The sequence below is a fragment of the Dyella humicola genome (assembly GCF_026283945.1).
Classification (GTDB): domain Bacteria; phylum Pseudomonadota; class Gammaproteobacteria; order Xanthomonadales; family Rhodanobacteraceae; genus Dyella; species Dyella humicola.
Genome location: NZ_JAPDPC010000002.1, coordinates 180,717 through 203,996 on the forward strand (window position 1 = coordinate 180,717; position 23,280 = coordinate 203,996).

Annotated in this window: 27 protein-coding genes and 1 tRNA gene; 18 read left to right on the forward strand and 10 right to left on the reverse strand. The window is 62.6% G+C overall.

Annotated elements, in window-relative coordinates; genetic code table 11:
- Positions 1-38: 38 nt before the first annotated feature.
- On the reverse strand, positions 39-1,406 hold the full coding sequence (locus tag OUZ30_RS15485) for an FAD/NAD(P)-binding protein (protein ID WP_266183333.1): 1,368 nt from the start codon (positions 1,404-1,406) through the stop codon (positions 39-41).
- Positions 1,407-1,437: 31 nt separating this feature from the next.
- Positions 1,438-2,004: a cysteine dioxygenase gene (locus tag OUZ30_RS15490; protein WP_266183334.1), complete on the reverse strand. Its 567-nt coding sequence runs from the start codon at positions 2,002-2,004 to the stop codon at positions 1,438-1,440.
- 236 nt (positions 2,005-2,240) lie between these two features.
- Here OUZ30_RS15490 and OUZ30_RS15495 point away from each other — a divergent pair, with 236 nt between their 5' ends.
- Positions 2,241-2,531: a hypothetical protein gene (locus OUZ30_RS15495; protein WP_266183335.1), complete on the forward strand. Its 291-nt coding sequence runs from the start codon at positions 2,241-2,243 to the stop codon at positions 2,529-2,531.
- Positions 2,532-2,660: 129 nt separating this feature from the next.
- Here OUZ30_RS15495 and OUZ30_RS15500 read toward each other — a convergent pair whose 3' ends face one another.
- Both OUZ30_RS15500 and OUZ30_RS15505 read right to left on the reverse strand, forming a co-directional pair.
- Positions 2,661-3,320: an energy transducer TonB gene (locus OUZ30_RS15500; protein ID WP_266183336.1), complete on the reverse strand. Its 660-nt coding sequence runs from the start codon at positions 3,318-3,320 to the stop codon at positions 2,661-2,663.
- Positions 3,321-3,493: 173 nt separating this feature from the next.
- Entirely contained in the window at positions 3,494-4,321 is an 828-nt protein-coding gene (locus OUZ30_RS15505) for a universal stress protein (RefSeq protein ID WP_266183337.1), read from the reverse strand.
- Positions 4,322-4,647: 326 nt separating this feature from the next.
- On the opposite strand from OUZ30_RS15505, the gene OUZ30_RS15510 reads away from it, so the two are divergent.
- The 3 genes from OUZ30_RS15510 (at position 4,648) to OUZ30_RS15520 (ending at position 6,234) form a co-directional block, all read left to right on the forward strand.
- Complete coding sequence (locus OUZ30_RS15510) at positions 4,648-5,079, forward strand: hypothetical protein (RefSeq protein ID WP_425601529.1); 432 nt, start codon at positions 4,648-4,650, stop codon at positions 5,077-5,079.
- 118 nt (positions 5,080-5,197) lie between these two features.
- Complete coding sequence (trhA, locus tag OUZ30_RS15515; protein ID WP_266183339.1) at positions 5,198-5,866, forward strand: PAQR family membrane homeostasis protein TrhA; 669 nt, start codon at positions 5,198-5,200, stop codon at positions 5,864-5,866.
- The gene (locus OUZ30_RS15520) at positions 5,863-6,234 is read left to right on the forward strand and encodes a TfoX/Sxy family protein (RefSeq protein ID WP_266183340.1); all 372 of its coding nucleotides are present in this window, start codon (positions 5,863-5,865) and stop codon (positions 6,232-6,234) included. The genes trhA and OUZ30_RS15520 overlap by 4 nt, the downstream gene beginning before the upstream one ends.
- 15 nt (positions 6,235-6,249) lie before the next feature.
- On the opposite strand, the gene OUZ30_RS15525 is transcribed toward OUZ30_RS15520, so the two are convergent.
- The 3 genes from OUZ30_RS15525 to OUZ30_RS15535 form a co-directional block, all read right to left on the reverse strand.
- A complete protein-coding gene (locus OUZ30_RS15525; RefSeq protein ID WP_266183341.1) occupies positions 6,250-8,043 on the reverse strand; it encodes a DUF885 domain-containing protein in 1,794 nt (597 codons plus the stop codon).
- Between the two features lie 91 nt (positions 8,044-8,134).
- Positions 8,135-8,617 carry a DUF456 domain-containing protein gene (locus tag OUZ30_RS15530; protein ID WP_266183556.1) on the reverse strand — a complete coding sequence of 161 codons (483 nt, stop codon included), beginning with the start codon at positions 8,615-8,617 and terminating at the stop codon, positions 8,135-8,137.
- Positions 8,618-8,657: 40 nt separating this feature from the next.
- Positions 8,658-9,434, reverse strand: coding sequence for a ferredoxin--NADP reductase (locus OUZ30_RS15535; RefSeq protein ID WP_266183342.1), 777 nt, complete (start codon positions 9,432-9,434; stop codon positions 8,658-8,660).
- Positions 9,435-9,799: 365 nt separating this feature from the next.
- On the opposite strand from OUZ30_RS15535, the gene dusA reads away from it, so the two are divergent.
- The 4 genes from dusA to OUZ30_RS15555 all read left to right on the forward strand — a co-directional run bounded on the left by dusA (position 9,800) and on the right by OUZ30_RS15555 (position 13,297).
- Positions 9,800-10,804, forward strand: a complete 1,005-nt coding sequence (gene dusA / locus OUZ30_RS15540; RefSeq protein ID WP_266183343.1) for a tRNA dihydrouridine(20/20a) synthase DusA — start codon at positions 9,800-9,802, stop codon at positions 10,802-10,804.
- A gap of 84 nt (positions 10,805-10,888) precedes the next feature.
- Positions 10,889-11,221, forward strand: a complete 333-nt coding sequence (locus tag OUZ30_RS15545) for a PepSY domain-containing protein (protein ID WP_266183344.1) — start codon at positions 10,889-10,891, stop codon at positions 11,219-11,221.
- A complete protein-coding gene (locus OUZ30_RS15550) occupies positions 11,221-11,913 on the forward strand; it encodes a response regulator transcription factor (protein WP_266149863.1) in 693 nt (230 codons plus the stop codon). The genes OUZ30_RS15545 and OUZ30_RS15550 overlap by 1 nt, the downstream gene beginning before the upstream one ends.
- Positions 11,879-13,297, forward strand: a complete 1,419-nt coding sequence (locus OUZ30_RS15555; protein ID WP_266183345.1) for an ATP-binding protein — start codon at positions 11,879-11,881, stop codon at positions 13,295-13,297. Before OUZ30_RS15550 ends, OUZ30_RS15555 begins: the two co-directional genes overlap by 35 nt.
- Here the strand turns inward: OUZ30_RS15555 and OUZ30_RS15560 are convergent.
- Both OUZ30_RS15560 and OUZ30_RS15565 read right to left on the reverse strand, forming a co-directional pair.
- Positions 13,294-14,067, reverse strand: coding sequence for a M90 family metallopeptidase (locus tag OUZ30_RS15560; RefSeq protein ID WP_266183346.1), 774 nt, complete (start codon positions 14,065-14,067; stop codon positions 13,294-13,296). The two genes, OUZ30_RS15555 and OUZ30_RS15560, sit on opposite strands and share 4 nt — an antisense overlap.
- An 11-nt stretch (positions 14,068-14,078) precedes the next feature.
- On the reverse strand, positions 14,079-14,297 hold the full coding sequence (locus OUZ30_RS15565; protein ID WP_266183347.1) for a hypothetical protein: 219 nt from the start codon (positions 14,295-14,297) through the stop codon (positions 14,079-14,081).
- Positions 14,298-14,640: 343 nt separating this feature from the next.
- Here OUZ30_RS15565 and OUZ30_RS15570 point away from each other — a divergent pair, with 343 nt between their 5' ends.
- The 7 genes from OUZ30_RS15570 (at position 14,641) to OUZ30_RS15600 (ending at position 20,434) form a co-directional block, all read left to right on the forward strand.
- A complete protein-coding gene (locus tag OUZ30_RS15570; protein ID WP_266183348.1) occupies positions 14,641-15,612 on the forward strand; it encodes a biotin--[acetyl-CoA-carboxylase] ligase in 972 nt (323 codons plus the stop codon).
- Positions 15,609-16,364 carry a type III pantothenate kinase gene (locus OUZ30_RS15575; RefSeq protein ID WP_266183349.1) on the forward strand — a complete coding sequence of 252 codons (756 nt, stop codon included), beginning with the start codon at positions 15,609-15,611 and terminating at the stop codon, positions 16,362-16,364. The genes OUZ30_RS15570 and OUZ30_RS15575 overlap by 4 nt, the downstream gene beginning before the upstream one ends.
- 36 nt (positions 16,365-16,400) lie before the next feature.
- Positions 16,401-17,114, forward strand: coding sequence for an SPOR domain-containing protein (locus OUZ30_RS15580; protein WP_266183350.1), 714 nt, complete (start codon positions 16,401-16,403; stop codon positions 17,112-17,114).
- 52 nt (positions 17,115-17,166) lie between these two features.
- Positions 17,167-17,242: transfer RNA gene (locus OUZ30_RS15585), tRNA-Thr, on the forward strand.
- Positions 17,243-17,411: 169 nt separating this feature from the next.
- Positions 17,412-18,635, forward strand: a complete 1,224-nt coding sequence (locus OUZ30_RS15590; protein WP_266183351.1) for a tyrosine-type recombinase/integrase — start codon at positions 17,412-17,414, stop codon at positions 18,633-18,635.
- A 443-nt stretch (positions 18,636-19,078) separates the two neighbouring features.
- Positions 19,079-19,840: a hypothetical protein gene (locus OUZ30_RS15595; protein WP_266183352.1), complete on the forward strand. Its 762-nt coding sequence runs from the start codon at positions 19,079-19,081 to the stop codon at positions 19,838-19,840.
- 300 nt (positions 19,841-20,140) lie between these two features.
- Positions 20,141-20,434 (forward strand): hypothetical protein, encoded by a 294-nt coding sequence (locus OUZ30_RS15600; RefSeq protein ID WP_266183353.1) that lies wholly within the window; start codon positions 20,141-20,143, stop codon positions 20,432-20,434.
- Between the two features lie 412 nt (positions 20,435-20,846).
- Here OUZ30_RS15600 and OUZ30_RS15605 read toward each other — a convergent pair whose 3' ends face one another.
- Positions 20,847-21,023 (reverse strand): helix-turn-helix transcriptional regulator, encoded by a 177-nt coding sequence (locus OUZ30_RS15605; protein WP_266183354.1) that lies wholly within the window; start codon positions 21,021-21,023, stop codon positions 20,847-20,849.
- Positions 21,024-21,229: 206 nt separating this feature from the next.
- On the opposite strand from OUZ30_RS15605, the gene OUZ30_RS15610 reads away from it, so the two are divergent.
- The 3 genes from OUZ30_RS15610 to OUZ30_RS15620 all read left to right on the forward strand — a co-directional run bounded on the left by OUZ30_RS15610 (position 21,230) and on the right by OUZ30_RS15620 (position 22,496).
- Complete coding sequence (locus OUZ30_RS15610) at positions 21,230-21,643, forward strand: hypothetical protein (protein WP_266183355.1); 414 nt, start codon at positions 21,230-21,232, stop codon at positions 21,641-21,643.
- A 73-nt stretch (positions 21,644-21,716) separates the two neighbouring features.
- Complete coding sequence (locus OUZ30_RS15615; protein ID WP_266183356.1) at positions 21,717-22,022, forward strand: hypothetical protein; 306 nt, start codon at positions 21,717-21,719, stop codon at positions 22,020-22,022.
- Between the two features lie 72 nt (positions 22,023-22,094).
- The gene (locus OUZ30_RS15620; protein WP_266183357.1) at positions 22,095-22,496 is read left to right on the forward strand and encodes a hypothetical protein; all 402 of its coding nucleotides are present in this window, start codon (positions 22,095-22,097) and stop codon (positions 22,494-22,496) included.
- Positions 22,497-23,280 lie beyond the last annotated feature (784 nt).

Genomic DNA, 23,280 nt, shown 5'->3' on the forward strand with positions numbered 1-23,280 from the left:
GTCGCACGGCGGATGCCGAGGCATCCGCCGTGGGTCATTCAAGGACTCAGGATGCGGTCGGCCAGGTTACGTGCCTGCTGGCGGATCTCTGGCATCGCCGTGGATTCCCACAGCGTGCCGCGCAGCAGGGTGCCGATGGCGTAGAGGTGTGGCCAGGTCTGGCCGTCATGCTGCAGGCGGCCTTCGGTGGTTCCTTCGCAGCCCAGCCCAAGTGGATCGGGTGTCACGTGCCCGTTGGTCGCCAACTGACGAATCAGGCGATGCTTGGTGCGTCGCACATCGGTATTGAGGCCGACCGTCTGGATCACCACATCGGCGTCCATCGACGAGATCGTGCCATCGCGTGGCGACCGAATATCCAAATGCAGTTTGCCGCCGGCCACATCGACCGCCTGCAAGCGACCGCGACGGCGTTGCAGCCGGCCGTCGACTTCCAGCTCCACCATCGATGTCATGACTTGAGGTGCCATGCGATGACGCACACGCTCCCAGGCCCAGCGCGCATGGCGCAGGAAACGCGCCCGTTCGGCCAGGGGAAGCAGGCGCCACAACGATGGCGTATGCGGACGCAGGCTGTCGATGACCGTGCGCCAGTCGCTGCTCTGCGCCGCGGTTTCGCGCAGCAGACGGACCCAAGTGCGAATATCCGGCGCATCGCGCATCGATTCGATCAGGTCGCTGCTGTCATCCACGGGTGCGGAAGCCGCTTCCAGATGCGACTCCGGCAACAAGCCGTGTCGCGATATGGCAGTGAATTGCGCATTCGGCCATTGCGCGGATAGCTCTAGAAGCACATCCACCGCGGTGAGGCCAAGACCAATCAGCACCACTTTGAGCGGTCGGCTGTCGGGCTTTACCGAGGCGAGGAAACCCCACGGTTCGGTCACGTAGTGGCCGCTCTCGAGGGCCGCTTCGCTCACGCCACCCAGGGGCAGTGGCGGCAGCGATCCCAGTGCGAGTACGGCGGCGTCGACGCGACTGTTCTCCTCACCATGAAGGATGGTGACACCTTCGTTTTCCGGGACCACAGCTTCGACCGCAAACGGCAGCACGCGTATGTCATGGCCAGCGTCGCGAGCGTTTTCCAGTGCGCGTGCCATTTCCGCTTCCAGGTAGTCGCCGTAGAGACGTCGCGGCAGGAAGTCGGTTCCCGCAATGGTGTGATCGCCACGCTGGGCAAAGTCGAGGAAGCCGCGCGGCTTGGCGACGAACATGCTCATCGATGCTGCACGCACGTTCAGCAGATGCCGGTCCGAACGTGTGCCATAGGCGACGCCACGCGCCGACGTGTCGCCGCCGGTGTACCAGTCCAGATGCAACGGCTGCGCCGGCTGGCGTTCCAGCAGCTCGCTTAGCAGCGCTGCCGCTGCCGCGCCGCCGCCGATAATGGCGACCCTTCGATACATGCCACTCCCTTAAATGATTGCGTTGTACGGCTCAGGCGTGCAGGTGCCCAGCGATGGCGCTGCGCTGCGGCCTGGTGAGCCATTGACCGGTTTCCCCGGTTCTTTCGTAAGTGAAGTACTGTGCCAGATCGCCACCGTAGACGTGAAGCGTCAATGCGGTGTCGTGCCGGGAGAGATTGCGGCAGCGATGCGCATAGTGATCATCGGCATCGAACCAGCTGGCATCGCCGGGGCCCAGCCAGTCGCGTCCCACGGGTCTCAGGGAGCGGCCCTGCGGGTCGCGTTCCCACGACTCCACTTCGAGCGCGCCATGCAAGGCCAGCTCCAGCCCCCACAGGCCGCCATGGTCGTGGATTGGGGTGGCATGGTTGGAAGGCCAGGCGTTCACCAGCACGGTGATGTCCGGCTTGCTACGCATGGCAACCAGCCAACGCTCGAAGCCCTTGTTATGTGTACGCAGATCGGCCAGGTCGTCGTTCAGCGACTGCCGGTGCTGATACACCATGCGGCTGAGCTCTCTTGCCATCGAGGCAAGGTCCGGATGCTCGCCTACACCACAGGAAAATGCGATGTCACGCAGCGCCTTCAGGTGTTGCATGTGTTTCGCCATGCGAGGGCCTCGTCAGGAACCGGGGGCGCAGTGGACCATGCACATCGTTAAAGTCCCGTAACCTCGAGTGTGCCGGAAGGCTCCGGCAGCCTATGACTTCCGCAACATGCGAACGATGTTGCAAGCGCGCAAGATCAATGCCGTCGAGGCCTTGAAACTTGCGTCGGCCGCCAATATGACGACGTCGTATGAAGCCCCTGGGCTTTACTGGAAGGAGGAGCGCCATGATCGCGATAAGCCTGCTCTTGATGCTGGTAGTGACGTTATGGCTTATGGCCGCCGTTATCGGGGTCGTATTCAAGTTGACCTTCGCGCTGATCGGCGGGCTGTTCAGCATCGTCGGGGCGGCGCTGGGATTGCTGTTCGGTGGACTGGCCCTGCTGGTGATTGCGCCGCTGGTGGCGTTGGCCGTTTTGCCGTTCTGTCTACCGGTGATTCTGCTGGTGGCCGTGGTCTGGGCCATCGCACGCGCCACGCACCGGCCGGCGTCGCCGGCACCGGTGACGGCGCGCTAAATTCCGTTTGCCGTGGAACGGCCCGGCCTGGCAGTCCATGCAGGCCGGGCCTCTCTTGTCCATCGATCCGCGCGTCGGGTATCGCGCTTTCCACGCGGATCTACGCCGTGCCGATCAAAGCCGACCCCCTCAAAGCTCGTTGAGGTTGAAGCTGACCGGCACTCGCGCCCACGCGCGTATGGCGCGTCCGTTAGCCATGGCGGGTTCAAACTTCCAGCCTTTCAGCACCTGCTCGCGCGCGCTGCGATCGAGCAGGGCATAGCCGCTGCTTTTGGCAATCACCACGTCCTGCGGCACGCCTTGCTCATCCACCAGCACTCTCAGCAAGACGGTGCCTTCCATGTGTGCGTGCAATGCCTGTGGCGGATACTTCAGGGGGACCGCCTTGTAGGCGAGGGTGGCTTCGACCGGCGCTGCCTGCGCTCCGGTGTCGGGTGCATCGGAGACCATCGTGGGCGTAACGGTCGGTACCGCCATGGGGCTGTCGTCGCTCGCCATCGGCTCTGGCGCGACCACGGGCCGTGGCTGCACCTGCGGATGGGCCATGGGCTTGGGCTGGACCAGGGGTTTTATGTCGAGTGTTGGCGGCGGCTTTACTTCGGGCGGCGTCGTGACCCAGTGGATCTGCATGTCGGCCAAGCGCTGGACCTGTTCGGCGAGGTGAGGCGCCAGGGGCCGCATGACGGCGAGCAGGGCGGCGAGATTGAGCGCGATGGCGGCACTGAGCGCGGCGATGCGCACGCTATCGGGATGGGCAATACGGGGTACAGCCAGGCTTGCGGACGACATAAGCGACCTCCTGACGGCTCGATGTTGGAATGGCATCCGCAACGCCGCGTGGGGACGCAGTGGGGATCGTGCGAATGCGAGACCAGCCTAAGCCCGCAAAAATGACTTGCGCAAGCGGCCGTATGGAAGGCTATTCTGTACGGCGGGGCCGTTGGGCGCGTGAGCGTGGATTTTCAGTGCGCAACCAGCATCGGCACATCCCCGTGCATGAACAGGTGCCGGGTCGTGCCGCCCAACATCATCTGGGCAAGCCGCGAGCGGCTCCATGCGCCCATCACGATAAGGTCGGCACCGTGCTTGTGCGCCGCGTCCAGCACGGCGGGGCCAGCGGCGTGGCTGGGGCCGCTATCGAAGACCTCCAGGCGTGCACGGATGCCGTGACGTTGCAGCCAATCGGCGAGTCCGGGCGGCGGTAGAACGGGCAACAGGTCCTCATTCATTGCGCTGCCGTCCAGTACCAGCACGTCGTCCGCTTTCTGCAGGATGGGTAGGGCCGCGGCGAGCGCGAGGGCAGATTCGCGGCTGCCGTTCCATGCCACCAGCACACGGGCGCCGATGTCGGCGACGGGTGCCAGATCCGGCACGACCAGCACTGGCCGGCCGCTGGCGAAGACGCAACGCGACACCGATCCAAAACCCACGGGCGCGTCGCTGCGCTGCTGACTGCGTTCCATGATCAGGAAATCGTAGCCGGAGGCGGCCTGACTGACGGTTTGCACGGTGTCCCCCTGGGTGACCCGCCAGGCACCGGTCAAGCCGTGGGCGCCGAGCAGTTGTTGCCAGGGGATCGCGTGCGTATGGGCTTCGGCGACCCGCCGCTGGGTTTCTTCCAGTTGCACGGGGACTGCCTCCGGCAGGCTGAAGGCAGCGGCGGGCAGGTCGGCCACGTAAAGCGCGTCCAGCCGCGCACCCAGGCGTTGAGCCAGTGCCATGGCGGCACGCGGGGCGGGTACGTCCAGGTCACAATGGTCCAGATGCAACAGCAGATCGATGGCTGACATCGCGCGGTCCTCCTGTTCCCAATCCCTGCTCAGCTTAGAGCCTGTTCCATGGCTCTGCGTAGCCCATGTCGCCGCAGCCTGGCCGCGGCGCGGGCAGATACGTACGGAATGCCAAAAAAAAGCCCCGCACAGGGTGGCGGGGCGGCAAAGCCGAGCATCGGGGGAGAGAGAGGGGATGCCGGCCCGCGTATTTTCCCGGCGGCAGGCTTGATTTGGTGTACAGCCCGGGTGAAAGAGGCATTCACGTGTCAGAAGGAGGATGCTTGCCAGAATCACGCTCCGCCTCGCGTTGGCGTGGGCATGGCCATACGGGAGAGACTGGAATGATGAAGTGGAAGAGTCTGGGTGCGTTGGCGGTGGTCCTGACCTGTTGGATGGCCTCGGCCTCGGCCCATGCGGGGGACATTGAATGCAAGATGGATTTCCGCCTGTCCGGCTGGTCGGTGTTCTATCAGACGGCCACCGGAAGCGGCACGGTCCATTGCAACAACGGCCAGAGCATGGGTGTGCGAATCCGTGTGAAGGGCGGTGGCCTTACGTTCGGAAAGAACGAGATTGACCACGGCCTTGGCAAGTTCTCCGGGATAACCAGCATCAGCGAGATCAAGGGGCATTACGCCGATGCAGGGGTTCACGCTGGCGCGTCGAAGTCCGCCGGCGCGCGCGTGATGACCAAGGGCAATGTGTCGCTGGCACTTAGCGGAACGGGCAAGGGCTGGGATCTCGGCGTGGCATTCGGCGCTTTCATCCTCGAATGACCTAGGGTCTGGCGTGGCGTTTCATGCGCTGCGCCAGGCTTTGCATTCCATCCGGAGATGGCTAAGGTGTCCGAGCGCGTACGGCTCCGTACGTTTCGATTGACAAGGAATCCCCAGCATGTCCGCCAACCCCGGCACGGCACTCCCCCGCTATGCCTTCGGCGATGAGCTCGCCAGCAGTGTCATCCACGGCATTGGCATCGTGCTCAGCATCGCCGGCCTGGCTACCCTGGTGGCGTTCTCCGCACGCTATGGTGATATGCGCGCTGTCGTCGCCAGTGCGATATTCGGTACGACGCTGATTCTTTGTTACACCGCATCGACGCTCTATCACTCGATTCACGGTGTGCTGGCCAAGCGGGTGCTGCGCACGTTTGACCACATCGCGATTTTCTTGCTGATCGCCGGTACCTATACGCCTTTCACCTTGATCGCGTTGCCCGGTGTGTGGGGCTGGGCGCTGTTCGGCACGATCTGGGGGCTCGCGTTGATGGGCAGCGCGCTAGAGCTTGGCTTGCTCAAACGTTACCGCCGCCTTGCCGTGTTGATGTACGTGGCGATGGGCTGGGTCGGCTTGATCGCGTTCAAGCCGCTGAGCGAGCACCTGCAGTTCGGCGGCATGGTGCTGTTGATCGCTGGGGGAGTGACCTACACGCTTGGCGTGCCGTTCTATCTGTGGCGCAAACTGCCTTACCACCATTCGGTGTGGCACGGCTTCGTGCTCGCCGGAAGCGTGCTGCATTACCTGGCGGTGTTGCTCTACGTGATTCCCGACGCGCCGGTGTGAAAGCGCTGCTCGAAGCGCTGCGGCGCGACCTCGAGGATGCCGCCACCCACCTGGGGCGGCCGCATGATCTACGTTTCCATCCCATGTTCGGTGGCTTGATGGCCTACGTCGGAGAGAAGCCGTGCGCGTGGCTATCAACGCAAGGGCTGGCGCTCAAGCTCGCTCCGGGTGACCAATCCGCGCTGTTGGCGTGCGAGGGTGCCCAGCGCCTGGAAGCGAAGCCGGGCTTGCCGCCGAGCCGACACTACATCGTGCTGCCTTCGTCGCTCTGCCGTGATACAGCCCAGCTGGCCCTGTGGCTGGAGCGCAGCGCACAAGTACTACCGATCCCCAAAAAGAAAAGGCCGCGCCCTAAGACGCGGCCCTGATGGTCAGCGGGGACGTTATCGTCCCTGCGCGGCTAGATCAGTTTTTTTCTGCGACGGGATGAACTGCGTACGCACCGCTTCGGCCAGCTGCTCCGGTGGCAACAGGCCCTGGCCGATCACGAAGTCGTTGAAGGCCTTGCGATTGAAGTCCTTGCCCAGCGCAAGTTCGGTTTCCAGGCGCGTCTGCTGCAGGCGCATATAGCCATAGAAATACGCCGTGGCCTGACCCGGACTGTTGAAGGTGTAGCGGTCCAGCTCCTGCTGGGTCATCGCCTCCGACAGGCCCACGTCGTTGCGCAGCACATCGTGCGCGCGCTCCTTGCTGATCAGGCCCAGGTTGAGCATCGGGTCGAGATACGCGCGGGCGGCGCGCTGCAAGCGAGCCTGGAGGGCGACAAACTGGCCGGCCGGCGTTTCGTACGGCAGCATTTCCGATTCTGCGTACAGCGCCCAACCTTCCACGTTGACGCTATTGAAGGCGAACAGGCTGCGCGCCAGCGACACGCCGCGCTCCACCATGGCGGCAAACTGCAGCTCATGTCCTGGACGGCCTTCGTGCGAAGTAAGCGTCCAGGCGGCGGCCTTATAGGTGAAGTCGTCGTACGACTGCGACTTGTCGCCGTTCGACGAGGGGTTGCCCATGGTCAACACGAAGGTGCCCTGCTCACCGTGGTTGTTGATGAAGGGCGGCGGGTCCATGTGCGGCGCGGGCACGGCGGCGGTTTCAGCCTCTGACGCCAGACGCATCTGCATCTTGCGCTGCGGCAGCGTGATGATGTTTTCGCGACGGATAGTGTCTTCGATCTTGCCGATGATCTCGTGATACCACGGCACCACGTCGTCCTTGCCCAGCTGCTGCTGCTTGAGCGCTTTCAGCACGTCACGGTAGTCCGTCGCCTGGATGCCTTCGGCCTTGGCCACTACCGGCGCCAATACCTGCATCATCGAGCGCAGTTCGACGAATTCCAGCTGCGCCTGCTTGATCAGCTCCTCCGGCGGAATATCGACGCCCACCTGCTTGAGGTTGTACGCATACAGCGGCTCGGGCAGGCGGAAGTCCGCGCGTGCGCGCGGCACGATGGTGGCGCGCACCCAGGTGTCGTAGTCCTTGAGCTGGCTGTCCAGCGCATCGAGCGCGGCCTTGCCTTCGGCATCGTCCAGCTTGTACTTGGCGAACAGCTGGCGGATGCCCTGCGCGTAGCGCTGCGTGTTGGCGAGCTTCTGCTCCACTTCGCCCTTGTACGGACCGATCAGGTCTTTCTCGCCCAGGCGCGCCTGGGTCTGCGCCTTGGCCAGCTCCGTGATCGGCGTGCAGCCGGGCGCCTTGCCTACATAGCATTGCAGTCGCTTGAGCGCGGCGGGCCGGCGCTTGGCGGCGACATCGTCCTTCAGCAAGGCGAACTCGCCACCAAAAATCAGCTGGCCCACGTCCTGATACGGGAGCAGGTACTTGTGGTTGAGGTCGATGCCTTCGATCTGCTGATTGGCGGCCTTGATCATGATCTGCAGATCCTGCTTCACATTGGCGTCTTTCTCGGCGGCCAGCATCTGCTCGAGCTTGCCCTTCGCCTCGACCAGCGCGGCGCGGGAGCGCGCATCAACGTCGGGCTTGAGATCGGCGACCTTGGCGTCGTACTCAGGCAGGCCGATCTGCGAGGCGAATTCCGGACTGAACTTGGCGAGCACATCGAGCATCACTTTGGCGTCGGTGTTGCTGCGCTCGATCCAGGTAGGTGTCTTGGTTGCCGCGTGAACCGATCCGACAGCAGCCAGCGAGACCGCCATGGCAAGGGCGAGACGTTTGGACATGTTGTTCCCCAGAGAGTGGTACCCGGAGCCTATAAGGGCAGCGGCGACGGGCGCCATGTGCCGAAGGTCTCGGGACGGCGCTGCGGCGCACTTAGGCGACGAGCATGGCGAAAGCGAACAGGCCGATCATGATGAACGAGATCACCAGCTTGATCAGGGTGCCGAACAGCAGGCCCATCCAGGTGGCCGCGCCCACATGGGCCGAGCGCAGCACGCTCGTGCCCGAGGCAAGTTCACCCAGCAGTGCGCCCACGAAGGGGCCCAGCAGCAGGCCCACGATGCCGAAGAACATGCCTATCAGCGTACCCAGGCCCGCCCCCGACAATGCCAGCGGGCTCGCCCCTACCCGTTTGGCTCCCAGGGTGGCGGCGACGAAGTCGACGATGACACCCAGGGTGCCAAGTACACCGATGACCACCAGCCACCACAGGCCGACGTGCTGGTACTGATTCACTGCAGCGGCCAGCCAGATGCCGCCGAAGATCATCGGGATGCCTGGGAGCGCGGGCAGGAAATTGCCGGCCAGTCCACCCACCATCAGCACGGCGGCGAGTACGTAGAGCGCAATCTCCAGCATGGTGACTCCCTCTCTTGGGTACTTGCCGCGCCGCCGCTTACTTCTCGACGAACGCGCGCTCGATCACATAGTCGCCCGGTTCGCGGGTGCGCGGCGAAATCTTAAAACCGCGGCTATCGAGCAGGGCGCAGGTATCCTCCAGCATGGCAGGACTACCGCAAAGCATGACGCGATCCGTGGCTGGATCGAGCGGAGGCAGGCCGATGGCCCGACTCATGGCGCCGTCAACGATGGCGTCAGTGATGCGGCCCTGGTTGCGAAACGCTTCGCGCGTCACCGTGGGGTGGTAGATAAGTTTCTCGCGAGCCAGCTCACCCAGGTATTCATGCTGCAGCAATTCATGCTGCAGGTAATCGGCGTAGGCGAGGTCGCTGATGTTGCGCACCCCGTGGGCAATCACGATCTTGTCGAAGCGCTCGTAGGTTTCCGGATCGCGCACCAGGCTGAGGAACGGTGCCAGGCCCGTGCCCGTGCCAAGCAGATAGAGACGCCTGCCCGGCTTGAGGTCATTGAGCACTAGCGTGCCAGTCGGCTTGCGGCTGACGATGAGTGGATCGCCCGGCCTGAGGTGTTGCAGGCGTGAGGTCAACGGCCCGTTCGGCACCTTGATGCTGAAGAATTCCAGGTGTTCCTCGTAGTTCGCACTCGCAATGGAATACGCGCGCATCAACGGACGTCCATCCACCTCCAGGCCAATCATCACGAACTGTCCGCTGTCGAAGCGAAAGCCAGGATCGCGCGTGGTGCGGAAGCTGAAAAGACTGTCGTTCCAGTGGTGCACGTCGATCACGTGCTCCGTCGCCAATGCCACCATTGCCGGTTACCGTCCAGAGTAGAGGGGCCGCGGGCAAGGTCCCGGCTGGGGACCGGTACCGGACTCGTATGGGGAAGGCGGAAGCCGCTGCGCCTGACGAGTGCTGCCGCAGATGCAGCCAGGGGCGCCATTATGCCATTGCCGGGCGGGCTGTTCATGGCGGGCCGCACCTGCAGCGCACATCACGGTAAACCATGCCCGGTGCAGTCTTGCAGCCGAATCGGTGATATCGGCGCAGGGACCGTCCAGTTGCGGGCAAGTCACTGCGGCATCGTGACGCGAGCCGCTTCGTCGCCATGCCTGGCCCGCGGACGACTCCGCCACCTCTGCCATGCGCTTCGGCGCCAGCACGTACAATAGCCGCCATGTCTGCATCCACTATCCCCACCGCCAAGTCCGTTCAAAAGGAAGATTGGCGCCTCACCGTCGCCCCGATGATGGACTGGACGGATCGCCACTGCCGGTACTTTCATCGGCTGCTGTCGCCGCATGCGCGCCTGTATACCGAGATGGTGACGAGTGCGGCGCTGGTGCGCGGCAAACAGCTGCGCTTGCTGGAGCACAGCCAGCAAGAACACCCCGTGGCGTTGCAGCTTGGCGGCAGCGATCCACAGGAGTTGGCGGTGGCGGCGCGTTACGGCATGGACGCGGGCTACGACGAGATCAATCTCAATGTGGGTTGCCCGTCCGATCGCGTGCAGTCTGGCCGCTTCGGTGCGTGCCTGATGCGCGAGCCTGCCCTGGTGGGCGATTGCGTGAAGGCGATGCGCGATGCGGTGGATGTACCGATAACGGTGAAGTGCCGCATTGGCGTGGACGACCAGGACGAATACGCCGATCTACAGCATTTCACCGAGACCATGATCGGTGCCGGCGTTGAAGTCTTGGTGGTGCACGCGCGCAAAGCGTGGCTGCAGGGTCTGAGCCCGAAGGAGAATCGCGAGATTCCGCCGCTCGATTACGAGCGCGTGTATCGGCTCAAGCGCGAGTTTCCCCAGCTGGTCGTGGTCATCAACGGTGGCATCACTACGGCGCAAGCGGTGCAGGCGCATCTGAGCCAGGTCGATGGCGTGATGGTGGGTCGGGCCGCTTATCACGACCCCTATGTGCTGGCGCACGTCGAGGCAGTGCTATACGGCGAGCCCATGCCTACGCGTGAAGACGTCCTGTTGCGCATGCGGCCGTACATCGAGGCCGAACTGGCCCGTGGCACCGCGTTGAAGCACATAAGTCGCCATTTGCTGGGGCTTTATCAGGGTGAGCCGGGCGCGCGAGGGTTCCGGCGCCTACTGAGCGAAGGCTCCCATTTGCCCGGTGCAGGCTGGGCGCTGATCGAGCAGGCCATGGCGCCAACGCAGATTGCCGCGTGACGTTGCAGGCCCGTCCGGTCAATATTCAGCCCCGATTCCATAGTCTGAACGAAGATGGCTCTCGTCCCCGCAGGTTATCCGGGCTTGTTTAACAAAATTAAAACAATTCTGTATGGCTCGGTGTTGCTGCTCTCGCTGTCAGCGGGACCGGCTGCGCTTGCTGCGCAGACCACCGAGCCAGCCATGACGCTGGAGCAGGCGGTGAGCCAGGTACAGCAGGAGACTGGCGGCAAGGTGCTGTCGGCCAGTACCGTTCGGCGTGGGCGAAGCTCTTTCGAGCATCGGGTAAAAGTGTTGACCCCTACCGGCCATGTGCGGGTAGTGACCGTGACCACGGAGGCCAGCAAGGGGCCGGCTTCCAACGATTCGACCAAGAACCCGTCCGCTGACGGTGATAGCAACAAGGAGAAACACTGATGCGCATCCTTTTGGTTGAGGACGAGGCGCCGCTGCGCGAAACGCTTGCTGCCCGTCTGAAGCGCGACGGTTTTGCTGTCGATGCAGCCCAGGACGGTGAGGAGGGTATCTACCTCGGTCGCGAGGTGCCGTTCGACCTGGCCATCATCGACCTGGGCCTGCCCCGGATGTCGGGCATGGACCTGATCAAGGCGCTGCGCGAGGCCGGTCAGCGCTACCCGATCCTTATCCTCACCGCCCGTGGTGGCTGGCAGGACAAGGTCGAGGGCCTGAAGCACGGTGCGGACGACTATCTGGTCAAGCCGTTCCACGTCGAAGAGTTGCTGGCGCGCATCAACGCGCTGGTACGCCGGGCCAGCGGCTGGTCCAAGCCGGTGCTGGCCTGCGGCCCGATCAAGCTCGATACCACGGCGCAGACCGTGACGGTGGAAGGCAAGGTCGTCGACCTGACCAGCTATGAGTACAAGGTGCTGGAATACCTGATGCTGCATGCCGGCGAACTGGTCTCCAAGGCCGACCTCACCGAGCACATCTATCAGCAGGATTTCGACCGCGACTCGAACGTGCTGGAAGTTTTCATTGGCCGTCTGCGCCGCAAGCTGGACCCAGACGGCAACCTCAAGCCCATCGAGACGGTACGTGGACGCGGATACCGCTTTGCCATCCCTCGCAGCGAAGCCGACGACGAGTGATTCGCAACCGCCGCGCCGCCCATTTTCACTGGCGGCGCGAGCGGCGCTAGCCACCAGCTTCGTGCTGGCGGCCTTCCTCGGCGTCGTCGGACTCACGCTGACGCGCACCAGCGCGGATAGCGCACTACAAGGTCTGCAGGATCGTCTGCAGAACTTCGTCGTGGCGTATCTGGCGGGGACCGAGGTCGGTCGTTCCGGCAAGGTGCTGCTGCCAGACACGCCGCCCGACCCGAGCTTCTCGCGGCCAGGCTCGGGCCTTTATGCCGTCGCCATCGGCGACAACGGTTTCAAGTGGGAATCGCCTTCGGCGATCGGGCGCGACTTTGGTTTCCTGAAGCCGCTGGCGCCGGGCGAAGGGCAGTTTGTCGGTCCTGTCGATACGCGCATGGGGCGGCTTTACTACTACAGCTATGGTGTGGCGCTCGATACCGCCGAGAAGAAGTCGGTGCATCTCACCTTCATGGTGGCGCAAACCGAGGACCAGCTCGAAGGCCGCAACGCCGTCTTTCGCCGCAGCCTGATTTTCTGGCTCGCCTCGCTAGGTGTGATGTTGATCCTGCTGCAGATGCTGCTGCTGCGCTGGAGCCTCACACCGTTGCGCAAGGTGGCCAGCGCGATGTCGCGCGTGGAGCGCGGCGAAAGCGAGCATCTGGGTGACCAGTACCCGGCCGAGCTCACGGGTCTTACCGAACGCATCAACGCTTTCGTCGACAGTGAGCGCGAGCAACGCGTGCGCACGCGCAATACCCTGTCGGATCTCGCACACAGCCTGAAGACGCCGTTGGCCGTGATCCGCTCCGGACTCGAAACGGTGAGCGACGAATCGGGTTTGCGCAACCAGGTCCTTGACCAGGTGCGCAAGATGGACGAATTGGTGGCCTACCAGTTGGCACGCGCGGCGACATCCGGTCGACAGACTTTCGCTGCAACCGCCATTCCGATTGCCGGCCACGCCGAGGACCTGGTGCAAAGCCTCGAGAAGGTCTATGCGGCGAAGAATGTGTTGTGCGAATTCGATATCGACGACAACGCGGCGTTCTACGGAGAGCAGGGTGATCTGCTCGAGTTGATGGGCAATTTGCTGGAGAACGCGTTCAAGTGGGCCCGTCACCAGGTCTTGCTGGTGGTGAAGATGCGCCCTGTCGCGGGTCGCCAGCGCCCAGGCCTTTGGCTGAGTGTCGAGGACGACGGCCCGGGCATCGACGAAGACAAGATCGAGAGCGTGCTGCAACGTGGCGTGCGCGGCGATGAGCGCGTGCAGGGCCATGGCATCGGCCTGTCCATCGTGCAGGACATCGTTCGTGCCTATCAGGGCGAATTGATTGTCGACCGCTCGCCGGAACTCAATGGTGCGCGCTTCAGTGTGCGGTTGCCGCCGGGCTAAGTGTGGCCAGGCGCCGGCGACGGTCCGTAATACGCATCCAGCAGATCGGCTACCGACGCGTCGGCACGACGCAAAACGGCCGGCTGCGACCAGTGCAGCTCGCTGACCACGGCGAAGAATTCATCAGCACCTTCGGCGGCATATGCATCGATCAAGGTTTCGCGCCCGCGTGCCACGTCGTTGGCGAGATGATCGAAGGCACGCTGAAAAGCCACGATCCATTGCCGACGGACCATATGCGCGGGCAGTGGCGGCACACCGTCGGGTGGGCCATCGAGCATGTCGAGTTTGTGCGCGATCTCGTGCACGACCACGTTGTAGCCGTCCCAGGGATGTTCCAGGTCGAGTTGCACATCGGCCAGTGACAGCACCAGCGGCCCGTGCTCCCACGCTTCACCGATAAGCACGTCTTCGCCTTCGCTGACGATGCCGCTGCGCTCGTCGTGGTGGCTGCGATGCACCTTGAACTCGCCGGGATAGACCAGCACCTCGCGCCAGCCGCGCAAGGCGCGCGGGCCTTGCTGGAGCGCTGGCAGGCAGGCCTGCATGGCGATCAGGATACGCAGATGCTCGGTAAGTTCCGCCCCAGCCAGGGCGTGAAAGCGCTTGCGTGCGAGGAAAACCGCCACCAATCGCCGCAATTCATCCTGGCGCGCACCATCCAGCCGTAGCGCCAGCGGACATGCCGCGAGCGCACGCTGCCAAAGCGAATCAGGGAGTGGTTGAGCCGTGAAATAGGAGCGGAAGCGCCGCCACCATGATTCCGGCACAGGCCGAAGACTTACTGGATAGAGCCGGGCAGCAGTGACTGCCAGCCAAGATAGGCGCGGTGACCGCTCGGTGCCACCGGCGGTGTGGCACTCGGGCAGTTGTCGTTGCTCGATGAGGAGGATGCGGACCCCGATGACGGGGATGCATCGCGTGGCAGGCCCAGTGCGTCGCCGCTGCTGTTGCCACCGCCATCGTGATTGCTGGAGCTGCTGTCCACTGAACGCTGCATGGAGGTCAGATCTTGGGTGTCAGCGTCCGTCGCCGACGCAGCACCAATGCTGCCGACGCACAGAGCACAACCTATCAAGAACTTCCCGACGCCCATCGCGGCGCAACCCCTTGATCCGCAATCCAAGTACTGGATGCTGGCAGAAATGGGCATCCTATGCCAGTGCCCTTCAAGCCACCCGCAAGAACCCGCGAGTCCCAGAAGTCATGGCGTTTGGCGCGCGCGCCGATCTTTGGGGCGTGCACGCGGCAGGCTAGAATCGCCCGATGTCACATCTCCCATCCCCGCGTGATTGCATGACCGAAAGCCGCTCACGTGGCCTCCCCGGCGTTGGCTTACGCTGATGCAGGCGCACGAGCTGCTTGTAGCACTGGCGGACGGAGACACCGTGTCCGGTGCTTTGCTGGCTGAGCGCGCTGGCGTGACCCGCGCGGCCATCTGGAAGCAGATTGAGGCATTGCGTACGCGGGGCGTGCCGGTGGAATCGCGGGGCACGGCGGGCTATTGCCTGCCCTGGCCAGTGCAGGTGCTAGGTTTGCAGGAGATTCGGGCGGCGTTGCCCGTGCATGTGCGCAAAGAGGTTGGCGCGCTGGAGCTGCATTGGGAGATCGACTCGACCTCCAATGAGATTCAGCGCCGCCTGGGCGCTTTGCCCGACTTGAGCATGGTCCTCGCCGAAACCCAGAGCGCTGGCCGGGGCCGCCGCGGTCGCGCGTGGCTGTCGCCGCCGGGCTTGAATGTCTATCTGTCCTGCCTGAAGCGTTTTGACGCGGGCTTCGCTGCGCTGTCGGGCTTGTCACTGGCAGTGGGTGTCATCGTGATGCGCGCGCTGGCGACCCTGGGTATCCAGGGCGCGGGCCTCAAGTGGCCCAACGACGTGCTGAGCGATGGCGGCAAGCTGGCCGGCATCCTGGTCGAACTGAGCGGGGAGTATCAGGGGCCCTGCGCCGCCATCATCGGCGTTGGCGTCAACGTGCGGCTTACCGCGGCGCTGCGCGAGCAGGCCGGGCAGCCCATCAACGACCTGGCAAACCTTGCGCATGGCAAGGCCCCCGATCGAAACCTGGTTGCGGCAAGCTTGATCGCCGCGCTTGTCGAGGGATTGCGCCAATTCGAACGTGAAGGCTTCGCCGGGTTCGTCGACGCCTACGGCGGCCACGACTTGCTCCGCGGCAAGCCCTTACACCTGCAGGGTGCGCTGGGTGAGCTGGATGGCGTCGGCGCTGGCGTGGACGGGCGTGGTGCACTGTTGTTGCAAACACCCGCTGGCGTGTTGTCGATCGACAGTGCCGATGTCACGGTGCGTCGCGTATGAGACTTCTGCTTGATCTGGGCAACACACGACTCAAGTGGGCGCTGTGCGACGGCGGCTGGCAGTCTCAGGGCGCCGTGAGCTGGAACGAAGACGTCGTGCTGGCCCTGCACGAGGCCTGGCGCGACTTGCCCGTACCTATTGCCGTGGTGGGTGCTTCGGTGGTGGACGCTGGGCGCGAGGCTCAGGTCGCTGCCGTGGTGTCGGCCTGCTTTGCGCGCGATACGCAGTGGTTGCGCACGCCGGCCGAAGCCTGCGGCGTGCGCAACGCCTACGCCGATCCGTCGCGTCTGGGCGTGGACCGCTTCCTCGCGATGGTGGCGGCACGCGCCGATGGTCTGGGGCCCTGCGTGCTGGCTGGCGTGGGCACGGCGCTAACCCTCGATGCGCTGGCGGCGGATGGCCTGCACCTGGGTGGCCTTATCGCCCCCGGGCCGCAGCTGATGCAGCAGTCCCTGCTTGGCGCGACTGCGCGCGTGCTGGTCGAGCGGCCGGGGCGCGTGCTCGATGTCGCAGACAACACGCCCGATGCCGTGGCTTCCGGTTGCTGGCAAGCGGCGGCAGCGCTGATCGAGCGTTTCGTGGCGCGCCTGGCGCCATCGCTCGGCGGTGCGCCCTTGCTGATTCTGGGTGGCGGCGACGCGGAAGCGTTGTTGCCGCTGATGTCCGTGCCGGCAAGGCTTAGCACTGATAGCGTGCTGCGTGGTCTGGTCGTGTGGTCGGACGCACATTCCCCTCTCGGGTCGGCTCTCTAGAATGCCGGCTCGTGTCGTTTGCCTGACGGATCGACGATGTTCCTGCGCCTGCTCTTCGTTCTGCTGATCGCCCTCAATATCGCGGTGGGTGCCTGGTTGCTGCTGGGGCAGGACGACGTGCACGGTCGCAGCGCCGCCGACCCGGGTGTGCCGGCCCTGAAATTGCTGTCCGAGCGACCGACGCCGCCCGCCACCGTGGCGTCGGCGCCCGTGGCCGCTGCATCCGCCGTCGCGGCGGCTTCATCGGCGTCGCCGGCGTCGTCGATGGCGGCAGCCCCATCGTCACCGTCGCGGCAGGCCAGCTACACCTGCATGGCACTGGGGCCATTTGCCACGCCGATCGACTTGCGCAATGCCCGTACCGCGCTCAGCAACCAGGCCGCACGCATGCGTTCGCGCCAGGAGCAAACCACCCAGACCACGGGCTGGTGGGTCTACCTTCCCGGTGGCGGTGGTCGCGACAAGTCGCTGGAGCTGGCGCGCCGGCTGACCGCCGCCAACGTTGGCGAGTATTTCATCGTCGGTACGGGCGACCAGTCCAACACGATTTCGCTAGGGCTGTTCAAGGACCCGGCCAATGCGCGCCGTCGTCGCGACCAGGTGGTGTCGGCCGGATTCCCGGCCCAGATGAGCGAGCGTACCGAGGCGGTGCCGGAGTACTGGCTGGACGTGGTGATGGCCGATAGCGGCCATCAGGATTGGCGCAATCGGGTGCGTGGCGTGGGCTCGCACAGCACGGGTTGTTTCTGATGCCGATGTCTTGGCGTCAACGCGCGCGGGTTTGCTAGACTTCGCCTTCGTCGCCGGCATAGCTCAGTTGGTAGAGCAACTGATTTGTAATCAGTAGGTCGCGGGTTCGATTCCTGCTGCCGGCACCAAATGGCGATTTCATACCGTCCAGACACGTCCCATGAATTGCCCGAAACCCGCATAGCAGCGGGTTTTTTTGTGCCATAGCGTCCAGCGACATCCTATTGAAGCCCGCGCAGCGCGGGGGTATCTTCGGGGGTACTTGGCCCCATTGGGGGTATCTCGATGGGATAAGTAATGGCGAGCGATACCGGCAAACTCACCGTCCTTAGGATCAAGGCCGCGAAGGCTGGCAAGCACTTCGATGGCGGCGGTCTGTTCCTACACGTGACAGGGGTAGGGCGGTACTGGCGAATGAAATACCGCCACAGCGGCAAGGAGAAGTTGCTGGCGCTCGGTGTGTTCCCCGAAGTGAACCTCAGCGAGGCCCGTCAGAGGCGTGATGCTGCACGCGCCCAACTCCGCGATGGCAACGATCCTGGCGTAGCGAAACGCGAACGCAAGATCACGCTTACAGAGGTAGCAGCCAATACGTTTGCGGCCATCGCCGAGGAGTGGCTGAAAAAGCAAAAGCCCCGGATGGCCGCTGCTACGCTTGAAAAGGCCCGTTGGACCTTGGATGACCTAGTGCTCCCGTGGATCGGCAACCGGCCTATCGCCGAAATCGATCCGCCCGAGATGCTCAAGCTGCTGCAACGGATTGAGGAGCGCGGGGCGCACGAGACAGCCCACCGCACCAAGCAGCGCTGCGGCCAGATATTCCGCTACGCGATAGCCACCCATCGAGCGACCCGCGATCCAACCGCTGACCTGCGCGGCGCACTCACCCCGGCGAAGGTCACGCATCGCGCCGCGGTCACCGACCCGGCCAAGGTGGGGGAGTTGCTGCGGGCCATCGACGGCTACACCGGCAGTTTTGTTGTCCGGTCCGCCTTGAAGCTGGCGCCGCTGGTGTTCGCGCGTCCCGGTGAACTGCGCCAGGCCGAATGGTCAGAAATTGACCTGGATGGGGCGCTATGGCGCATCCCTGCCGGCAAGATGAAGATGCGGGAGGAGCATACGGTTCCTCTGCCGCCGCAGGCCGTCGCGGTGCTGCGCGAACTGCAGCCGCTGACGGGTAACGGGCAATTCGTGTTCCCCAGCGAACGTAGCCGCCAGCGCCCCATGTCGGACGGCACGGTCAATGCCGCGCTACGCCGGATGGGCTTCGACAAGGACACCATGACCGGACACGGTTTCCGGGCGATGGCGTCAACCCGCCTCAACGAAATGGGATGGTCGCCGGACGTGATCGAGCGCCAGCTAGCCCATGCGGAGCGAAATAAGGTGCGAGCCGCTTACAACCGCGCCCAGTACATGAATGAGCGTAAGCGCATGATGCAGGCATGGGCGGATTACCTAGATGGTTTGCGTGCAGACGGCAAGGTGGTCGCCATTGGCCGTAAATCCGTCACGCGATAGGTGGTGTTTGAGCCAGCCGCAGGCGGCCACGACAGCTCCATCGTCCCCATCAAGCCAGAGCACGTCGGTGCCTGGCTAAACCCCGGTCCGGGAAACGTGAGGACGATGTACGCCATTTTGGATGACCGCGCCCAGCCCTCTTACGGGCACAGATTTGCCGCTCGCCGGGAGAAATTCACGCGCTAGGCGAAGGGCGGTCACTCAAGGCCTTGTGGTCCTGGCCGATCTAGATACCTAGATGTTGGGGTCCGAGCTGTCGGACAAACGGCCTATTGACGAATATCAGGCTCACTATAGATATTCCTCATTGCATACGACATGTATTGTTATACTGCTTGGGTTTAGCAGGACGCCTCGCTTTGGTACGGGGCGTTCGTCGCATCAGTTACAGGGGGCTTTCGCCTGGAGGCGAGGGTTGATGACGGCAAGAAAGGATGGTGCGTGTGACAACAAACGCAATCGACAAGCAGCGTCTTGTCGTCGCTAGCGATTCTCGTTGGTCAGCAAAACTAGACGACGACCATTTTCTGGTTCTCGACGACAGCGGTTTCCATAAGATTGCTCAGCGGCCAGTCGTGTGCTTGGTTGTCGCTGGCGACCTGCTCCTGATTGAAGCTTGGATGGATTGGTTTCGGGCCCCGGTCCTCGATCTGGCCAATCCGCCACGGCTAAATCGCTGGGAAGGCTTGGAACTCCAGTACATCGTCTTCCACCTTGTATTTCGAAATGGCGAAATTCGAGATCCTGGCTATGGCACGTTGGATTTCAACAATGAGGCACGGTTTGCGGGAACGGGCGCCGAATATGCACGCGACTGCTACGCCCAACGCCGATGTGTGAAGACGTCCGTCACAACCGCTTCAGGTTCGGACGTGCGTACTGGCGGCACGGTGCTTCATGTGGAAGTAGCGACCGGTGACACAAATGTTCCACCAGTGACTAGCAATGCTGCTCAAGTACGAAACGATATGGTCCAGCGAGGATCGGTTATGAACAGCAAAACGAGACAACCAGTGTGTGATTACCAAGAGTTTATTGCACGCAAAGCCGCTGCCGGCACCGTCAACGCAGAAGCAGCGAACTTCACCATTTCGGCTCCCACAGGAGCTAAGCCGTTCGAATGGTCACCCGAGCAGAAAGCCGAACTTATGCAGGCATTCGCTTTGGTCGATAGCTTGGAACGCAAGGCTGACAACGAGCACTGAATGCAGTCGTCTGGCCACAAAGAGCCCCGCTTCGGCGGGGCTTTTTGCATCCGATCTAGGTGACTTGGACGCCCATTTGCTAGCCCCTGCCATCAGGGCTAGTCGATAGTCAGATTCAGACGCTATGGCCTAAGCGGTTTGGTCCGTCGGCAGGCTCTAGCCCGACTGTTGCCCCGGCGACGGCTGGCCAGTCTGTCACGAGTTACGGAACAGCTCGGTGAGCTCATCACGGGCTAGCAAGATGTCCGTGGTCACGGTTGTGGCACCATCTGGCCATTCGTCAGGATGGGGAACTCACGCATGTACGGCCTCGTTGGGAAGTACCTTGTGATTACCGGTGCCGGCTCGGTGCTTAAGAACGGCAACTGGGTGGCGAACTACGGCCATTATTCGATCCTTGAGTCCGCCTCCGGTAACGGTGACGATTGGAAGGTGATCGAATCCGCGCTGACGGACGAGCCGATGCCGACGCTTGAGCTCGCTCAGGCCACGGCAGACTCGCTGGGTATTGGCAGGGCACGATTGCTCCAGAACGATTTCTCGCTGGAGGTGAAGTCTTGGTGCGTGCCGTTCCCAGTGGTTCCAAAGGGCTGACATCACGCCGCCTCCCCGATGGCGTCACTGTCATCGCTGCTCATTCGCCCATCGATAGCAGAGTAGTCCCCATATCTCCTTCGGCTGCGTGGATAGGCGTTCCAGCGTTCCGACGTTCCAAAAGTGCTCTATATGGCTATGCAAAGCCAATAGTCAGGCAATGAAAGGACGTTCCATCCTCTCTCGACAAACGTTCCGGCGTTCCAGTCCGTGCACCAAAAAAAGGGTCCTTCCCGACAGGGTAGGGCCCGCGGCGCGTCAGACACCGCAAAACTTCATATCTGGGTGATTTTTTCGAAATCGTTCTTTCGACTACTTATGAGTCACGAATCCGATCCATTTCGCCAGATTACACGTCATTCTTATAGTAATCAGCCGAGTCTTGACCATCTTTCTGGCCGAATGGCAATCCTCAAGGATGCGCCCCGAGTCTCTTTCGGCCCTCGATGTAGGCGACGACCTCACTCGCCGGCCACGCACTCATGCGGCCGATTTTCACCGGGCGCGGGAACTCATTTTTCTGCATCAGCTCGTACAGGAAGCTTTCGCTGATGCCCGTGCATGCCATTACTTCCTTGAAGCGTAGCAAGCTGGGGATTCCGGTCAGGCTGAACACCCGTCCCGGCAAGCGCTGAGCGCCCTACAGTTGCTGACCTGGGGCGTAGCCTGCTGTTGTCAGGTGCTACTGGTTATATTCTGAAAGGGTCCGCTCTCGACCCGAAGCGGACATTTCGGTTTGTGTTGAAATGGCCCCTGGATTTTCGACTGCTGGGGACGGCGCAAGGGGGTGGGTAAATGTGGGCGAATTTTTGGGCGATGCCAAAACTGCTTAGATTCATGACGGGTCACGCGTTGGCGTGCGTGATTTTTCTTATCGTGTCCGTCGTGCCGAACGAATCCTTCGCTATTAATGGACGTCACGTCTCCCAGGCGGAATGGTGGAGCAGCGGAGCCGGGTTCTTTGCATCCATCATCGGCATCTTTGGTCTGGCGGCCGGTGTGGCCATTCTTAGGAAGAAGCCTTGGGCGCGCATGGCCTATCTTGGCTTTGCAACCATCGGACTAGTCATTCCTTATCCAATCTTTGGGAACTGGGTACTTGGATTGGTCGGTGCACTGGTTGTGGTAGCCGCCGGGCTTTATCTGTTCAAGATCAAGGCGGTTGTCGCGTATTTCGAACAAGAGGCACGCGTGCAAGTTGGTAGCTGAACCGAGGGCCCGCTTACGACCCACAGCGGACCTTTCCCGTGCTAAGTTTTTGCGATCGAAATAGGGGGTAGTAATGGACTACGTCGAGAGCGTGCTCGCCAAATCCGTCATCGTTCACTGTGAGTCCGATGAGTTACGTCAGAGGCTCGGTGGAACGAAGATGCTGGGCACTGAATCTGTTGCTATCGCTTATGCGGGAAAGTCAGATCTGGCTAACATTTTGACGACCCTGCAATCCCTGAAAGTGCCCTTTGTGTCCGCAGGTCCCAACCCGCCTTCCGACGTTTTCGAGCTGCTTGCGGCAGAGGGACTGGTTGCCGGTTCTGTTGACCATGTCTTCTGGCGGGGTCCAGGCCAACCTATTCTTGAGCGCCCGTAGCGCCGCACGAAATGAGTCCGCTTTCGACCCAGAGCAGACATGCGTAAGGCCAAGTCATCCAAGGATTGTCCAATGTTGACGAAACTTCCTCGCGAATTGGTCCGACGTGAGAACGAGCTGGTGCTGTCGTATCTGGATGGGAAATCGGCCCATTCGGACATTGCTTTGCCGCTTGTTCACGCGGTTCGTCTGCTGCCGAACACGCAACTTTACTGCTCAGATCGAGAGCGCTTCGGGTACGTCGTGGCTTATACCAATGGAACGATATTCGCCTTCGCCGAGGGCATGACATCAATGGCCTTAAGGCTTCCGCTGAGTGAAGCAGGACCGGCAATTGACGTTGGTGCCGAGCCTGCCTCATCGGCCGGTGACGAGTGGCTGACGTTCAAGCTGTTTGGTGCTTCCGGGTGGGACGGACGCCTCGAAGCTTGGTGTCAGATCGCGCACAAACACGCGTCGTTGTTGCCTTCTTAGGCCGAATGGCGGACTTCGACAATCTGCCTGCTATGGGGAAGCAACTATGCTTGTCGGCGGCGAGGGCGTCGGCATACTAGAAAGGTCTGCTTCCGACCCACAGCGGACATTCCCGGGTTGTTGTGAAGCTGAGACTAAGGGGGAGTTGATGGCTCGTTTGGCAAGGATGTTGCTCTTAGCAGTCGCGACGGTCTCGGTAGCGAAGATCGCGCATGGCGACCAAGTGACGGCCTTTGATGCCAAAGCGGACAGAGCTGTTTTAGCTGCGGTGGTCGCCCTTCAATGCGACGGGAAGGACCGAGGGAAAGTCTTACTTTCCTCGAAGCCGTTAGCTCCAGATGCAACCCAGATGGGCCACCCGAGTGGCATCACCAGTGACCAGATCGCGGGCCTCGTAAGCCGTAGCGAAGCAACTGATGCATTACCGAAAAGCATAGAGTGTCCGCGAGTTCGAGTGGTGTCGTACGCGCGGCTCAAGGCAGCATTCGATAGGCCAGCGAAACACCCTATGGAGTTCCCGGTTCCTCCAGGCGTCTTGATCCCAATTGGAGCGAACACTGGCTTCAAGGACACGTTTCCGGACATCGGCGTCCTGCTCAGGGTCAGCATGCCTGTCTTTTCCGAAACTAAGGACACTGCGGTCGTCTATTTCTCCGAGGACTGTGGGGGGCTATGTGCGCACGGAGAGTTCGTTGAACTCCAGCGCGCAAAGGACGGATGGCGGGTAATCAGGCGCATACGGGCTTGGACTTCCTAGCCCGTCGTTCGTACGCTAAAAGAGTCC

Coding starts and splice junctions, on each gene's coding strand:
- OUZ30_RS15610 (WP_266183355.1), top strand. CDS start 21,230: ATGTGGGCGAATTTTTGGGCGATGCCAAAACTGCTTAGATTCATGACG.
- OUZ30_RS15600 (WP_266183353.1), top strand. CDS start 20,141: ATGTACGGCCTCGTTGGGAAGTACCTTGTGATTACCGGTGCCGGCTCG.
- OUZ30_RS15550 (WP_266149863.1), top strand. CDS start 11,221: ATGCGCATCCTTTTGGTTGAGGACGAGGCGCCGCTGCGCGAAACGCTT.
- OUZ30_RS15505 (WP_266183337.1), bottom strand. CDS start 4,321: ATGTCAGCCATCGATCTGCTGTTGCATCTGGACCATTGTGACCTGGAC.
- OUZ30_RS15525 (WP_266183341.1), bottom strand. CDS start 8,043: ATGTCCAAACGTCTCGCCCTTGCCATGGCGGTCTCGCTGGCTGCTGTC.
- trhA (WP_266183339.1), top strand. CDS start 5,198: ATGTCCGCCAACCCCGGCACGGCACTCCCCCGCTATGCCTTCGGCGAT.
- OUZ30_RS15490 (WP_266183334.1), bottom strand. CDS start 2,004: ATGCAACACCTGAAGGCGCTGCGTGACATCGCATTTTCCTGTGGTGTA.
- OUZ30_RS15620 (WP_266183357.1), top strand. CDS start 22,095: ATGTTGACGAAACTTCCTCGCGAATTGGTCCGACGTGAGAACGAGCTG.
- OUZ30_RS15615 (WP_266183356.1), top strand. CDS start 21,717: ATGGACTACGTCGAGAGCGTGCTCGCCAAATCCGTCATCGTTCACTGT.
- dusA (WP_266183343.1), top strand. CDS start 9,800: ATGTCTGCATCCACTATCCCCACCGCCAAGTCCGTTCAAAAGGAAGAT.
- OUZ30_RS15575 (WP_266183349.1), top strand. CDS start 15,609: ATGAGACTTCTGCTTGATCTGGGCAACACACGACTCAAGTGGGCGCTG.
- OUZ30_RS15535 (WP_266183342.1), bottom strand. CDS start 9,434: ATGGTGGCATTGGCGACGGAGCACGTGATCGACGTGCACCACTGGAAC.
- OUZ30_RS15590 (WP_266183351.1), top strand. CDS start 17,412: ATGGCGAGCGATACCGGCAAACTCACCGTCCTTAGGATCAAGGCCGCG.
- OUZ30_RS15510 (WP_425601529.1), top strand. CDS start 4,648: ATGAAGTGGAAGAGTCTGGGTGCGTTGGCGGTGGTCCTGACCTGTTGG.
- OUZ30_RS15495 (WP_266183335.1), top strand. CDS start 2,241: ATGATCGCGATAAGCCTGCTCTTGATGCTGGTAGTGACGTTATGGCTT.
- OUZ30_RS15570 (WP_266183348.1), top strand. CDS start 14,641: ATGCAGGCGCACGAGCTGCTTGTAGCACTGGCGGACGGAGACACCGTG.
- OUZ30_RS15485 (WP_266183333.1), bottom strand. CDS start 1,406: ATGTATCGAAGGGTCGCCATTATCGGCGGCGGCGCGGCAGCGGCAGCG.
- OUZ30_RS15565 (WP_266183347.1), bottom strand. CDS start 14,297: ATGCAGCGTTCAGTGGACAGCAGCTCCAGCAATCACGATGGCGGTGGC.
- OUZ30_RS15500 (WP_266183336.1), bottom strand. CDS start 3,320: ATGTCGTCCGCAAGCCTGGCTGTACCCCGTATTGCCCATCCCGATAGC.
- OUZ30_RS15580 (WP_266183350.1), top strand. CDS start 16,401: ATGTTCCTGCGCCTGCTCTTCGTTCTGCTGATCGCCCTCAATATCGCG.